Annotated in this window: 16 protein-coding genes; 8 read left to right on the top strand and 8 right to left on the bottom strand. The window is 37.6% G+C overall.

Annotation, left to right across the window (positions count from 1 at the left end; all coding sequences use genetic code 11):
- The first annotated feature begins 78 nt into the window (after positions 1–78).
- Positions 79–444, top strand: a complete 366-nt coding sequence (locus C8270_RS17395; protein WP_106498052.1) for a YisL family protein — start codon at positions 79–81, stop codon at positions 442–444.
- A gap of 44 nt (positions 445–488) precedes the next feature.
- Here the strand turns inward: C8270_RS17395 and C8270_RS17390 are convergent, their stop codons facing one another.
- Positions 489–1,460, bottom strand: coding sequence for an ABC transporter substrate-binding protein (locus C8270_RS17390; protein WP_106498051.1), 972 nt, complete (start codon positions 1,458–1,460; stop codon positions 489–491).
- Between the two features lie 192 nt (positions 1,461–1,652).
- Between C8270_RS17390 and C8270_RS17385 the strand changes: the two genes are divergently transcribed.
- From C8270_RS17385 to C8270_RS17370, 4 genes are all read left to right on the top strand, one after another.
- On the top strand, positions 1,653–2,669 hold the full coding sequence (locus tag C8270_RS17385; protein WP_106498050.1) for a FecCD family ABC transporter permease: 1,017 nt from the start codon (positions 1,653–1,655) through the stop codon (positions 2,667–2,669).
- Entirely contained in the window at positions 2,666–3,688 is a 1,023-nt protein-coding gene (locus C8270_RS17380) for a FecCD family ABC transporter permease (RefSeq protein ID WP_106498049.1), read from the top strand. The genes C8270_RS17385 and C8270_RS17380 overlap by 4 nt, the downstream gene beginning before the upstream one ends.
- A 90-nt stretch (positions 3,689–3,778) precedes the next feature.
- Positions 3,779–4,786, top strand: a complete 1,008-nt coding sequence (locus C8270_RS17375; RefSeq protein WP_106498048.1) for an NAD(P)/FAD-dependent oxidoreductase — start codon at positions 3,779–3,781, stop codon at positions 4,784–4,786.
- A 187-nt stretch (positions 4,787–4,973) separates the two neighbouring features.
- Entirely contained in the window at positions 4,974–6,449 is a 1,476-nt protein-coding gene (locus C8270_RS17370; protein WP_106498047.1) for an alpha-amylase family glycosyl hydrolase, read from the top strand.
- 30 nt (positions 6,450–6,479) lie between these two features.
- Here the strand turns inward: C8270_RS17370 and yppF are convergent, their stop codons facing one another.
- The 3 genes from yppF to C8270_RS17355 all read right to left on the bottom strand — a co-directional run bounded on the left by yppF (position 6,480) and on the right by C8270_RS17355 (position 9,043).
- The gene (gene yppF, locus C8270_RS17365; protein ID WP_106498046.1) at positions 6,480–6,668 is read right to left on the bottom strand and encodes a YppF family protein; all 189 of its coding nucleotides are present in this window, start codon (positions 6,666–6,668) and stop codon (positions 6,480–6,482) included.
- Positions 6,669–6,750: 82 nt separating this feature from the next.
- Positions 6,751–7,980: a hypothetical protein gene (locus C8270_RS17360; RefSeq protein ID WP_106498045.1), complete on the bottom strand. Its 1,230-nt coding sequence runs from the start codon at positions 7,978–7,980 to the stop codon at positions 6,751–6,753.
- A 202-nt stretch (positions 7,981–8,182) separates the two neighbouring features.
- The gene (locus tag C8270_RS17355) at positions 8,183–9,043 is read right to left on the bottom strand and encodes a DegV family protein (RefSeq protein WP_106498044.1); all 861 of its coding nucleotides are present in this window, start codon (positions 9,041–9,043) and stop codon (positions 8,183–8,185) included.
- Between the two features lie 131 nt (positions 9,044–9,174).
- Between C8270_RS17355 and C8270_RS17350 the strand changes: the two genes are divergently transcribed.
- Entirely contained in the window at positions 9,175–10,020 is an 846-nt protein-coding gene (locus C8270_RS17350) for a YitT family protein (protein WP_106498043.1), read from the top strand.
- Between the two features lie 23 nt (positions 10,021–10,043).
- Positions 10,044–10,478 (top strand): lipoprotein, encoded by a 435-nt coding sequence (locus C8270_RS17345; protein WP_106498042.1) that lies wholly within the window; start codon positions 10,044–10,046, stop codon positions 10,476–10,478.
- Between the two features lie 35 nt (positions 10,479–10,513).
- Here the strand turns inward: C8270_RS17345 and C8270_RS17340 are convergent, their stop codons facing one another.
- The 4 genes from C8270_RS17340 to C8270_RS17330 all read right to left on the bottom strand — a co-directional run bounded on the left by C8270_RS17340 (position 10,514) and on the right by C8270_RS17330 (position 12,449).
- Entirely contained in the window at positions 10,514–10,783 is a 270-nt protein-coding gene (locus C8270_RS17340; RefSeq protein ID WP_106498041.1) for a NifU N-terminal domain-containing protein, read from the bottom strand.
- Between the two features lie 392 nt (positions 10,784–11,175).
- A complete protein-coding gene (locus tag C8270_RS17335; protein WP_106498040.1) occupies positions 11,176–11,370 on the bottom strand; it encodes a DUF3813 family protein in 195 nt (64 codons plus the stop codon).
- Positions 11,371–11,520, bottom strand: a complete 150-nt coding sequence (locus C8270_RS20320; protein WP_199794697.1) for a hypothetical protein — start codon at positions 11,518–11,520, stop codon at positions 11,371–11,373.
- Between the two features lie 95 nt (positions 11,521–11,615).
- The gene (locus C8270_RS17330; RefSeq protein ID WP_106498584.1) at positions 11,616–12,449 is read right to left on the bottom strand and encodes a Cof-type HAD-IIB family hydrolase; all 834 of its coding nucleotides are present in this window, start codon (positions 12,447–12,449) and stop codon (positions 11,616–11,618) included.
- A 108-nt stretch (positions 12,450–12,557) separates the two neighbouring features.
- On the opposite strand from C8270_RS17330, the gene hepT reads away from it, so the two are divergent.
- On the top strand, positions 12,558–12,743 hold the full coding sequence (hepT, locus tag C8270_RS17325; RefSeq protein WP_106498039.1) for a type VII toxin-antitoxin system HepT family RNase toxin: 186 nt from the start codon (positions 12,558–12,560) through the stop codon (positions 12,741–12,743).
- Positions 12,744–12,796: the final 53 nt, after the last annotated feature.

The following is a 12,796-nucleotide window of genomic DNA, read 5'->3' as shown; positions in this document are numbered from 1 at the left end:
ATAGGTCGGACATGATATGATAGTCTTATTGCAATGTATAGTTGGAAAACGATTTAGGAAATAATAGGAGGTACTTAAATGAATACACATTTACATGTAACAGCGTGGGCACTAGCATTTATTCTGTTTATTATTGTTGTTATTCTACATAAAACAGGTAAAGCAAAAGGTGCAAAAATTGTACAAATGATTCTTCGCTTGGATTATTTATTGATTCTATATTCAGGCGGATCATTACTTGCCAATTATTTTGGTGGAAGCTCGATGATGGGTGAGGCAATTTTTAAAGGACTTGCGGGTATTTGGGCAATCTTTGCAATGGAAATGATTAGCTTGAAATCAGGAAGAGAAGAGCCAACGAAAAGCTGGTGGATTCAACTTGTAATAGCTGTATTATTGACAATGATATTAGGCTTTGGCCGTCTGCCGGGCGGGTTTGCATAAAATAAAAAAAGGATCTGATCCTCTAAAAGGTCAGATCCCTTTTTTTATTTTGTAAGAGTATCTACTACTGCGTCAATGGTTTTCTCCGATGCAATTAGTCCTTTGTTCGTCCAATGACTTGGATCGTTCATCACATAGACTTGATTATTTTGGGCAGCAGGGGTGCTTTGCCATACACTACTATTTTTTAATGTATCGATTCCTTGTTCCCCTTCTTCAGCAAGTAAAAATACATGGTCTGCTTGAAGTTCAGATAACTTTTCTACTGAGATAGGGTTCCATTGTGCTGCATCAGCATTACCTAAGTTTTCAACCAATGCTGGTTGGTTGATCTCAAGTTGAGAATATACCACTTCGGCTATATGGCGGTCATGTTCGAATAGGTAAAATTGATCTCCCATGGTCCAAATAAGTGCAACGGTTTCATCGCCTATTGCTTCGTTTAATTTTTCTTTGGCATCGGAAACTTTTTGATCGTATTGCTTGAGAACCTCGTCAGCTTTGGCTTCTTTCCCAAGTAATTTTCCAAACGTTTCTATTTGTTTTCGCCAATCGTTGCTGACTTCTTCCGTCATAACATAAGTAGGTGCGATTTTTTGATAATCTTCATAGCTTCCATCATAACTGTCAAGATTACTTTCTAGTATAATTAAATCTGGGTTTTGTTCAAGCACTTGCTCTTGTGGAAGATTCCATTCAATTTTTGGCACATCTTTTAGATCAGCTTCTAAATAATTTTGGATGCTTTCTCCGATTGACCATTTGGTAACTGGTGTTATTCCTAAAGCTAAAAGGGCATCTTCATGGTAGGGGGCGATAACGTTTTCAATATCTCCCGGAATCGTTACTTCACCCATTTTACTGTCAAGGGTTATCTCTGTGTTACCGTCTGATTCTGAGTTGGATTCATCGGTTGATTTATCTGAATCATCATCATTGCCACATGCCGACATTACTATTGATAGGATGAAAATAACACTTATTGCCAGAATGCTTGACTTTGTTTTTGTAATCATATGTATTTCTCCTTTTTTAAAAAAGTTATGTTTCTAACGGTAATGATAATCATTTTCAATTGTAATGTCAATTATTTGTCAAATAGATTAAACAAATATCATTGCAGTGCAAGACGTTTACGATTATACTTTTAATTGATAATGATTCTTAACCGATTTATTTCGTACAATTGGTGAAGTCAGGGGAATAGGATGGTAACACTTATTAAAAAATCAAATCTATTAAAAAGTATTATCAATATTATTACATTAATCGCTTTAATTTTTTCAATTGGATTATCTGTTTCATATGGGGCTGTCGACATTAATCTTTCGACTGTTTGGCAAGCGGTTTTTCATTTCAATACGAACATCACAGAACATCAGGTTATTCAGGAACTGCGTTTGCCGCGTGCTATAAGTGCGGCATTAGTTGGGGCGTTTCTAGCAGTATCAGGTGCGATCATGCAAGGATTGACACGTAATCCCCTAGCATCTCCATCAATCATGGGGGTAACGGATGGTGCGGCATTTACCCTTGTTGTTATGCTCGCATTTTTTCCAAGTGCTGGTAACTTGGGATTTACGGTCGCATCCTTTGTTGGTGCAGGAATTGCAGTCGTACTCGTCTTCATGGTTGGGTCCTTTTCGACAAGCGGATTAACACCTGTTAAATTAGCATTGGCAGGTGTAGCGATAGGCACGCTGCTCAGTTCTATTTCTTCTGTCATTTCCCTCCATTTTCAACTTGAGAAACAAATGAGTTTTTGGTTTGCTGGAGGATTGGCTGGAACAGATTGGACATCCGTTATGATTCTGCTTATTTCTGGTGGGGTAGGTCTGTTTTTTGCGTTGGCCATTTCGAGATCGATCACATTACTTAGCTTAGGTGAAGATGTTTCAACTGGTTTGGGGCAAAACAACCTTGTCACAAAGATTATTGGTATTGTAGCCGTGTTGGTGTTGACCGGTGCAGCTGTATCAATTGCAGGAACAGTTGCATTTGTTGGCTTAATTATTCCCCATATAACTAGATTTATTATGGGCACAGATTACCGCTGGATCATACCATCATCAGCATTATTTGGAGCACTTTTGCTTGTTTTATCTGACGTGACCGCACGTTTGGTTAACGCCCCATTTGAGACACCAGTAGGGGCTATAACATCACTTATTGGTGTTCCATTCTTTTTATATTTGGCACGTGGCAATGGAGGGGCTAAATCATGACATCAGAGAAATCGATAAAACGAAAAAGCTTCCAAGCTGTAATGGTGCTGTTAGTCTTGCTAATCATTGCGATGTTTTTTGTTAGTTTAAGCACAGGTGTCATTCAAATAGCACCACTTGATGTAATAAAAACGCTTGTTGGTAACGGTACAGAAAGGCAGGAATTGGTTCTATTTGATTTCCGTTTACCCGGGATTGTTTTAGCCCTATTGATTGGTGCGGGTCTTGCTGTATCAGGTGTCATTTTACAAGGTGTAACCCAAAATGAACTTGCTGATCCTGGTATATTGGGAATTAATACGGGTGCAGGTCTTGCGGTTGTGTTATTTATCTACTTTTTCCAGGACACGATAAATATGGAAAGCTCAATCTCAGCGTTTATCATGCCATTATTTGCTCTTGTTGGTGCGGTTTTTGCAGCATTTCTAATTTATACGTTGTCATGGAAAGACGGCGTCAACCCTGTACGGTTAATTTTAGTAGGAATTGGAGTTAACGCCGCGTTTAGTGCAGCATTAATCATTTTTCAATTAAAAATGGATCCACAAGATTTTCGCCAGGCAACGGTTTGGCTTGCTGGTGATATTTGGAATGCAAATTGGAGTTTTGTGTATGCTCTGTTACCTTGGATTTTAATTTTGATTCCTTTCACATTACATAAAGCCTACAGTTTGAACGTACTGAATTTGGGTGATGACATTGCAGCGGGCCTCGGATCAAAAGTAGAGCATGAACGGCGAATCCTGTTACTGCTTGCCGTAGCGCTTGCTGGAGCCTGTGTCGCTGCTGGAGGAGGGATTGCCTTTCTTGGTTTGGTTGTCCCACACATTGCAAGACGAATTGTTGGTCCAACACATCAACGGATTATACCTGTTTCAACGTTGATTGGCGCATTATTACTGATGGCAGCGGATGTAATTGGGAAAAATGTTCTTACACCTACTGAAATTCCAGTCGGTGTTGTTGTTGCTATTCTTAGCACACCCTATTTCGTGTATTTGTTGATGAAGACAAAGTAGAACTAGCGGCGGGAAAGAAAGCAACAAAACAGCCTTAAAAATAGTATTGTTTGGTATTAAACCAGGACAAGTTAGTAAGGAGGGTTTACCATAAATAAACAACTAGAGCTTTATGATGTAACAATTATCGGTGGAGGACCTGTTGGCCTATTTACCGCATTTTATAGTGGTATGCGGGAGATGAAAACAAAAATAATTGAATACCTTCCGTTTCTTGGTGGAAAGGTACCTTATTTTTACCCAGAAAAGATCATTCGTGATATCGGTGGGATTGCTAAAATAACTGGAGAAGATTTGACAACCCAATTAGTTGAACAAGCAAAAACGTTTGATCCAACAGTCGTTCTTGGGCAACAAGTAACAACATTAAAAAAAATGAAAGACGGCAATTTCATCGTACGCACACATAATGGGGAAGAACACTATACTCGGACGATCATCTTAGCAACCGGATTTGGAATGTTAAAAACAATGAAGCTGGACTTACCTGAAGCACCCAATTATGAACAAGGGAACCTACACTACTTTGTACGTGAACTTAACAAGTTTCGTGGAAAAAAAGTTGTGCTGTCCGGTGGTGGAAATACGGCAATTGATTGGGCAAATGAGTTGGAACCAATTGCTGATGAAGTATCCCTGATTTACCGGAAAGACATATTTTCTGGGATGGAAAGCAATGTATCACAAATGAAAAATTCAACAGTTAAACTTTATACCCCTTACAAAATAGTCAACCTGATTGGGGACGGCAAAACAGTTTCAGAAATAATTGTCGAACACATAGAAACGGGTGAGCAGCGGACGATACCACTTGATGATCTTATCGTTAATCATGGATTCGAGATTGATTTAGGTGCTATTGCAGCGTGGGGGTGCGACATGGCTGACGGAACAATGAAAGTGGATAGCACGATGCAAACGTCGATTCCAGGAATTTTTGCTGTTGGCGATATTGCCAATTACCCAAATAAACTGCATTTAATTGCTGGTGGATTTAATGAAGGACCGATTGCAGTAAATAGAGCGAAACAGCATATTGCACCAAATGAGGAACTAGAGGCACTGTTTTCAACGAATATGGATACGTTTAACAATTAGGCTGTATCCCTAATAGAGGGGTACAGCCGTTATTTTTTACACATTTTGCTTGTTTACGGTGCTGGATTCCCACTTAATTAACCTTTATTTTATGAAGTATTTTCAACAATACAATGGAGATCGTTGACTATTGATTGAAATAGGTAATAATAGTACTAGGCAACTACTATTTTGGAGGAAAAATTGTATGAAAAAGTTATTATCAGTTATATTTATTATCCCTCTCTTGATCAGTGGGATTAACCCGATACATGCGGAAGAGAAGGAATCCATCAATGAGGAAATGATCTATTCTATTTTTGTTGACCGTTTTAACAATGGGGATCAACAACTTGGTGATCAGGTAAACGTTGATGATCCGGAGGCATATCATGGCGGGGACATTGAAGGGATTACAAATAAACTAGACTACATTAAAGAGTTAGGTTTTACAACGATTTCCTTATCCTCTATTATGAAAAATGCACCCGATGGATATCACGGTTACTGGATTGAGGATTTCTTTAAAGTAGAGGAGCAGTTTGGAACGTTGGATGATTTAAAGAAGTTGGTAAAGGAAGCACACAAACGGGATATGAAAGTTATGCTTGAATTTGTGCCGAATTATGCTGCGCCGTCACATCCTTTCGCAGACGATCCCGATAAAACAATCCCAACAACAGTCACAGATACATTGTGGTTAGATCAAGCAGTAACATTGAATGTGAAAAATTCGGAAGTGAGGGACATGCTATTTAAGGCTGCAGACTACTGGCTTGAAGAAGCAAATATTGACGGCTATAATGTGCATGCAATTGAACAAACGCCAGTCTCATTTTTAACGGAATTCGTTGATCATGTAAAGAGCGTCAAACCGGATATCTATTTAACCGGCAGCGTTCTAAAGGAAGACGATGTAACAGATAACTATTTACATACAGGCATTCCATTGATCGAAAATTCCACAATGCAAGCAACGTTAGCAAATGTTCTAACAGAAATTGGTACACCACCTGAGAAAATTTATCAAGTGTGGGAAGAGTCTGGTAAACGAACAGGCTTATTGTCGATTGACGATAAGTTTACCGAGCGCTTTACTAGAAAAATCGTTGAAAACGGGCAAAACCCTCTAACGACTTGGAAACTGGCGCTCGTTTATATGTATACAACACCTGGCGTGCCGGTAGTCTATCAGGGATCCGCTATTCCAATGGATGGCGAAACACACGCAGAGGTACAGCAATTAGTCCAATTTAATAATAAAGATCAAGATTTACAAAACTATTTTAATAAAATCGCGACCATTCGCTCACAATTTCCTGCATTAGCTTATGGTGAATTTGAATTTGTAGGATCATCCGGGGCAATGAGTGTATTTAAACGTTTTGACGAAGACACGACGATATTTATTGCCATTAATAATGATACAGGAACGAAATCTATTACAACCACAGCTGTACCTGAAGGCATGCAGTTGACTGGTTTACTAGGTGATAATATTGTTCGCGCAGATGAAAATGGTGAGTACCAGATTGGAATTGACCGTGAATCAGTAGAGATATATGTAGCAGAACCAGATAAGGGTTTAAACTGGCCATTCATTCTAATGGTTGTTGGTATTTTTGTAGTATTTATCCTTGGAATCGTCTATTTAAGTGTAAAACAAAGAAAAAGAAGCCATTAAATTTTGGCTTCTTTTTCTTTAGAATGGAACTTACAAAGCATATTCATGTGATGATTTTGCACCTTTATCATGCAAAATATGAAAGATTTCTTGATAAGAAGTGATGTCAATTTCTCCAGCGATATATTTCTTTTGATAAAAGTCCAATAGCTGATTGATCGATCCGTAAGCTTGTTTGCGATCCTGTTCATAGGTTTTAATCAGTTCATTCAACTGCATAGACACTCTCCTTCACCTATTTTTAAAAACAACTTGTCCTAATAATCATTGGTTCTAAAAATATATGATGGGGCGGATCATTTTATGCATCATGATGTTTTTTTTGAAATATAGTAGAGGCCCAAATAACTAAAATGCCTAGAAATAACAGGACGCTTGCACCCAACAACCCCTGTGAAATATACGGCATCGTGCCAAATCCACACCAGCGAGCTAACCCATCTCCAAATAAAAAGAATTCATTTAGCAGAAAGCCAATAAAGAAGAACAGCAGCCCTGCTTGTGTGATTTTATTTCGGATGTTGATAATATTGTTTAATTGAAATTGCGTCAATATAAAAACACTGACAAAACCTAATAATGTAAAATGCAAGTAGCCAATAATAATACTTCTCGTTTCATAGACAAGATTTGCCATTATTGGTGAAATTAGCCCAAGCTCCATTGTGCTTTTTACAACCAACAAGAAAAATGTTATCCAAAGGCATATGATGGTGCCCTCATGGAACTTTTTGTATAAATGCACCCAGATTCCTTTAAAGGCAATAATGACACAAATGACACCGATCCATTGACCAATGCTACCAATTGTCGCAAGGACATTACTATAACTTCCTAAATCAACCCAAAGAATCGATAAGAAATACCCTGGGAATAAGGAGAGAAAATAAAACCAGAATCCAGCTTGTAACATGGAATGATTAAATGGAATTCGTTTACGATGCAATAAGAAAATAAATGCACCGATTAAAAATAAATAAAGCCAACCATTGTATTGAAAATGCAAATAAAAGTATATGGCCATATCAAATATCTGGCTATTCCTCAACCCGTTTGCAGCAATAAATCCAAGTGAAAAAGGACCAATTGATGAGATGATTAATGCAAATAAGGATCCCTTGATAAATAATACTCCTGTTTTAGAAAGATCCTTACATGATTGAATATGCCGATAAATAAAAATAGCCGCCCAATACTCTGTAAGTATGTGCAGGCTGGACATAATAATCGAATACAATCCATAACCCTGGTAAAGGAATGCAATAAACATTAAAAAAGATGTTATAAAAAGTGTGATGGTTAGGCAAATTGCTTGTTTCTTCTGCCTAATAGATTTCCAAAAAAGCGTTAAAAATATAATAAGTATCCCTAAAAATGCCCAACCTAATATGGCTAAATGGGAATGCCCATGCATAACATTTGTATATGCTAGGCCCATCTTTGGATAAAGCGGAAAGAATCGCATCCATAACCCTGATAAAGCCGTTAATAAAAATAAAAGAAATGTAAAGTGAACAAAGAGTCGTGGCATTCCGCTCTCGCCTCCTGTAAGTTAACTCCTTCTATCATCCTAGAATAGGCAGGAAGTTGCAATAGTTATCCGCTTAATGTCAAAAAAATATAACATATTTATGTCGAATTTAGAAATTATTAGGTGGAGGGGGAGTGGCTTTTTTACAAAATCTTTTAAAAAAGTAGAGGCCGCCCAAACGGACAGCCTCTGATTAAACGGGTTATTTATCGTTTTCATTCAAGAAGAACAATGCGATTGTACCTGGTCCGGAGTGTGCCCCAATGACAGATCCGACCATCTCAATAATGACATCTTTCGGATTGAACTTCTGTTTAATCATGTCGGCCAGCTTTTCAGCCCTTTCTAAATCATCCCCATGACTAATACCAATGACTTGATTTTCTAAGTCTGTACCACGTTTCTCCATAATTTCGATGATCCGTCCAAGTAATTTTTTGGATCCTCGAATTTTTTCGAGAGGAATTAATTTACCGTCATCTACATGTAGGATTGGTTTGATTTTTAATAAGGAACCAACGAACGCAGCTGTTTTGCTGACCCGACCGCCGCGGTAAAGGTATTCTAGATCATCCACAGTAAAAATATGTTCCATATGTGCTGCGACATATTCGCCAGTTGCTAAAATTTCCTCTGTGCTTGCCCCATTTTTTGCTAATTGTGCTGCTCGTAGTACAACTAGACCATAACCAATTGATGCGCATTTTGTATCGATAACATGGATGGGTGCATCGGGATTTTCCTCTTTAATCTCTTGTTCGATCATCTTTGCTGCTTGATATGTACCAGATAATTCAGAGGAGAATGCAAAATAAATTAAGGGTTGATTTGCTTCTGTATACGATGTAAAAATTGTTTTAAAGGATTGTGGAGAAACTTGTGATGTTTTTGGGCTTTTTCCCTGACGCATGGCATCATAAATAGTTTTTGGCGAAATTTCTTTTCCATCTTTGTATTCTTTTTCGTTTAATTGAACGGTTAATGATACCATTTCAATGTCAAATTCGTTATAATATTGTTCTGATAGATCACATGCTGAATCGGCAAGAATCTTAACATTCATTTCTATCACCTGCATTCTATAATAAACTTTTCTTTCTTTTAGTTTATAGCTATCATGGTGGTTAGTCAAAGTATATTTCTTTATTATTTTAAAAATGGAATAATAGCCAACAGCTTAAGAGGGAGGTACTTATGTTTTTATTTGAGGCTAAACGTATTTTAATTGTTATTTTTGGTTCTTTGTTAGGGGCAATATCACTAAATTTCTTTCTCATTGGCGCAAATGTTTATGCCAGCGGGTTCACTGGGGCTGCGCAGCTTATATCAAGTGTGTTTAATGACTTTCTTGGTATAGGAATCAGTACTGGTGTGTTACTGTTTTTACTAAATATTCCAGTTGCCATTTTAGGGTGGATCAAAGTTGGGAAGGGCTTTACCATTTATAGTGCTATTTCGGTTGTTTTTACGACGCTATTCCTTGAGATACTACCGGTTATTCATTTATCAGAAGATATCATTTTGAACGCAGTATTTGGCGGTGTCATCGCAGGGGTGGGTGTCGGGATTACCTTGAAATTAGGTGCGTCAACAGGTGGTATGGATATTGTTGCAATGGTACTTTCGCGCATGAAGGATAGACCAATTGGAACTTATTTCCTCTTGTTAAATGCTATCATTATTGCGTTGGCTGGCGTACTCTATGAACCGGAAAATGCGCTTTACACAATGGTGACGCTCTATGTAACGACACGAGTGATCGATGCTATTCATACCCGCCATGAAAAAATTACAGCGATGGTCATCACCCGAAAAGCGGATGAACTGCACCGGGCAATTCACAATAAAATGGTGCGGGGAATTACCATTTTACCTGCAAAAGGTGCTTATACAAATGAAGATAAAAATATGCTTTATCTTGTCATAACGCGTTATGAATTATATGATTTGGAAAAAATCATTTCGGAAATTGATCCGAACGCATTTACAAATATTGTTCAGACAACAGGTATTTTCGGATTCTTTAGACGAGATAATTAACGATAGGTTAGGGGAAATGAACGATGAAAAAATACGTATTTCTTTTTGTTGCAACGTTTCTATTGGCAGGATGTAGTGGTCAGGATGAGCAGGAAACGAAACCAGAACCAAAAGCTGACAATGAAGTAACTACAACAGATGAGGAAGCCGTTTCAGTACAATTTAATAATATCGATATAACGACACCAGATGGAAAAATCCTTGTGAAAGGAAATGCAACAGCAAGCAATGATGTGTTTTATTTCACGTTAAAATATGGAGAAGAAGTTGTTGTCGATGAAACAAAAGTGAAGTTGGATACAGATGAAAGCGGCTGGGGGACCTTCGAGCTGGAAATCGAACAACCCAAAGATGCCGAAACAAAGGAAGAAATCCCACTATTTACGTTTTATGTGAAAAATGAAGCGGGAGAAATGGTTAATCCAAATTATATACCAGTTGATGTTGTGGAAAAATAAAAGACAGCCTTGTGCTGTCTTTTAACATGTGCTATTTAATTCGAGTAACCGTGTTTTTCAAATACGTTTTCTACTTTTGGCTGGAGGTCGTCCCATTCAGCGTCAAATTGTTTATTGACGGTAATGAAATTTTGGTAACCGAATACGTTATCAACGCCTTCCAATTCCATTAAATCATTAAGTATTGCATGTTCACTTGTATCCCCAGGCATGACAGAAATGCTAGCAGTTCCTTCAAAAATTAATTTATCAGTTGAAAATTTTAATGCGTTTGGGTTTGGTGTAGCTTCAGCTCGTAATCCCATTTTGCAATCCCTCCTAAATTTACCTACTTATATACATATTAGCAGAAATGGTTCTGGTAAGAAAGGAATTACAATTAAAATCCCCCGCCATATTGACGGGGGAACAGCTTAGCATAGCGATACTGTTTCATCGTTGTTAATGAATTAGTTATTGACTATGTCAAGCTTATTTAAAAGATAAGAAAATAAAATTTTGGCTACGATTTGTTCTTGACAGGATGAGCCACGTCCAGCTCCAGCGCCCAGCGACTAGCGAGACTTCCCTCTCCTCCGTACGATAAGTCAACATCGGTTCGCTTCCGCTTACCGTGTTTCCTTTATCTCCTACGGCTCAGTCCAGCCCGTACGTCGCTTAACGGGCGCTTGCGCTTTTGTTCTTTGTTTGACGGAGGTTAACTCAGTTGGTTTTTTTGTTTTAGTGTTTGCTCAAGCTGTTGCAAATGCTGCTGCTCTTCTGCGGTAGAATTTGAATATGCTTGTTGGATAGCATTTTGTGCAGCTTGTTTATCTTGAGCACTTGGATTACCTTGAGCATTGGTTAAGCGATTTACAGCGGATTTTGCTTGTTGAAAAAAATTATTTTCCAATTAAAACCCTCCTACTGTATGATTGTCGGCTTCTTCTTGTTTCCGTTCCACATCTGAAAAACGCGATCTGTAAGGAAATCGTTCAGCGTGTTTTTTTACTGAATCAGAACCCTGTTGAGTAAATCGTTTTGACTTGCTTCGCTTCCCCATGATGATTCCTCCCAACAAAATAAGTGAACGTGATTTACGTTCATTTATAGTATGGATGGATCCCTTTTAAATATTGAAGGTAAATGCCGGTAAAATTAGATAGCTTTTACTTCAAGGTGTAAGTAATTTTCCAAAAATGTACCAATACCATCTTGCTCATTTGTATCTGTCACATGATTTGCAAGTGATTTTAGTTCATCAATCGCATTTCCCATCGCAACACCAACACCCGCATATTCAATCATTTCAAAATCATTGTCTTCATCACCGAATGCAATAATTTGATCTTGAGGGATATTATAATAATTCGCAACCTTTTGCAGGCCAATTGCTTTGTTCATGCCTTTTTTTACAATTTCAATTATATTCCATGGTGCGCCCCATTTGCGGTGTTCAATTAATTCTGCGTGGTAGTCATCTAAATGCTTTCTTAATTCCTGAATGTGGTCCTTCTTTGGATGAATTAGTAATGAAGTTGGATCATCTTTCAATTCATTTTTTAAACTCCCAATGGTAAATGGTGGATCATTTTGGGTTGTATGAAATATTTCCAGAATTTCTTCATCATATTTATCAAGATAAATATTGTCCTGTACTTCGGCCAAAATATTGTTTACGCCAATTTGATAACTGGCATCAACAATTTTAAGTGCCGTTCTTTTTGACATTGGATTGTGTAAAGCATCCCATTTATCATCGTATGGATGATGGATAAGTGCACCATTAAAATTGACCATCGGGGTATTCAACCCAAGTTCATTGTAATAATTAATGCTTGCTCTGTGTGGTCTTCCTGTTGAAATGACAACAACATGACCTTCTTCGATTGCTTTTACTACTGTTTGTTTTGTACGTGGACTGATTTCTTTTTTGTCTGTCAATAGCGTACCATCTAAATCCAGAGCAATTAAATGCCGTTTATTTTCCATCGAATTCACCTCGTATTCCCCTTAAGTGTATAAGCGAATCTCAAGAAAGTAAAGGGGAAGATGATAGATGTGTGAAATGTTCAATTAGGACCTCAAAAAACAATAGAGATGTCCTTTATACAGACAGAAGGTGTTATTACTTCATCTATTGCCCAAAAAATGAAAGCAATGGTCGGTTTTAGAAACATTGCCGTTCATGATTATCAAGAAATTAACCTAACTATTTTACAAAAAATACTGGATGATCATTTAGAAGACTTTTCAAAGTATACCCAAGCTATTATACAGTATTAGTTGCAAAAAGCTGGGAATTAATACTATGATAAATTATACATTATTTTTTACGA

Origin of the sequence: Lentibacillus sp. Marseille-P4043, from assembly GCF_900258515.1 — a bacterium.
Lineage (GTDB): Bacteria > Bacillota > Bacilli > Bacillales > Amphibacillaceae > Lentibacillus_C.
Note: the sequence above shows the minus strand (reverse complement) of the source record. Positions and strands in the feature narration are given on the sequence as shown.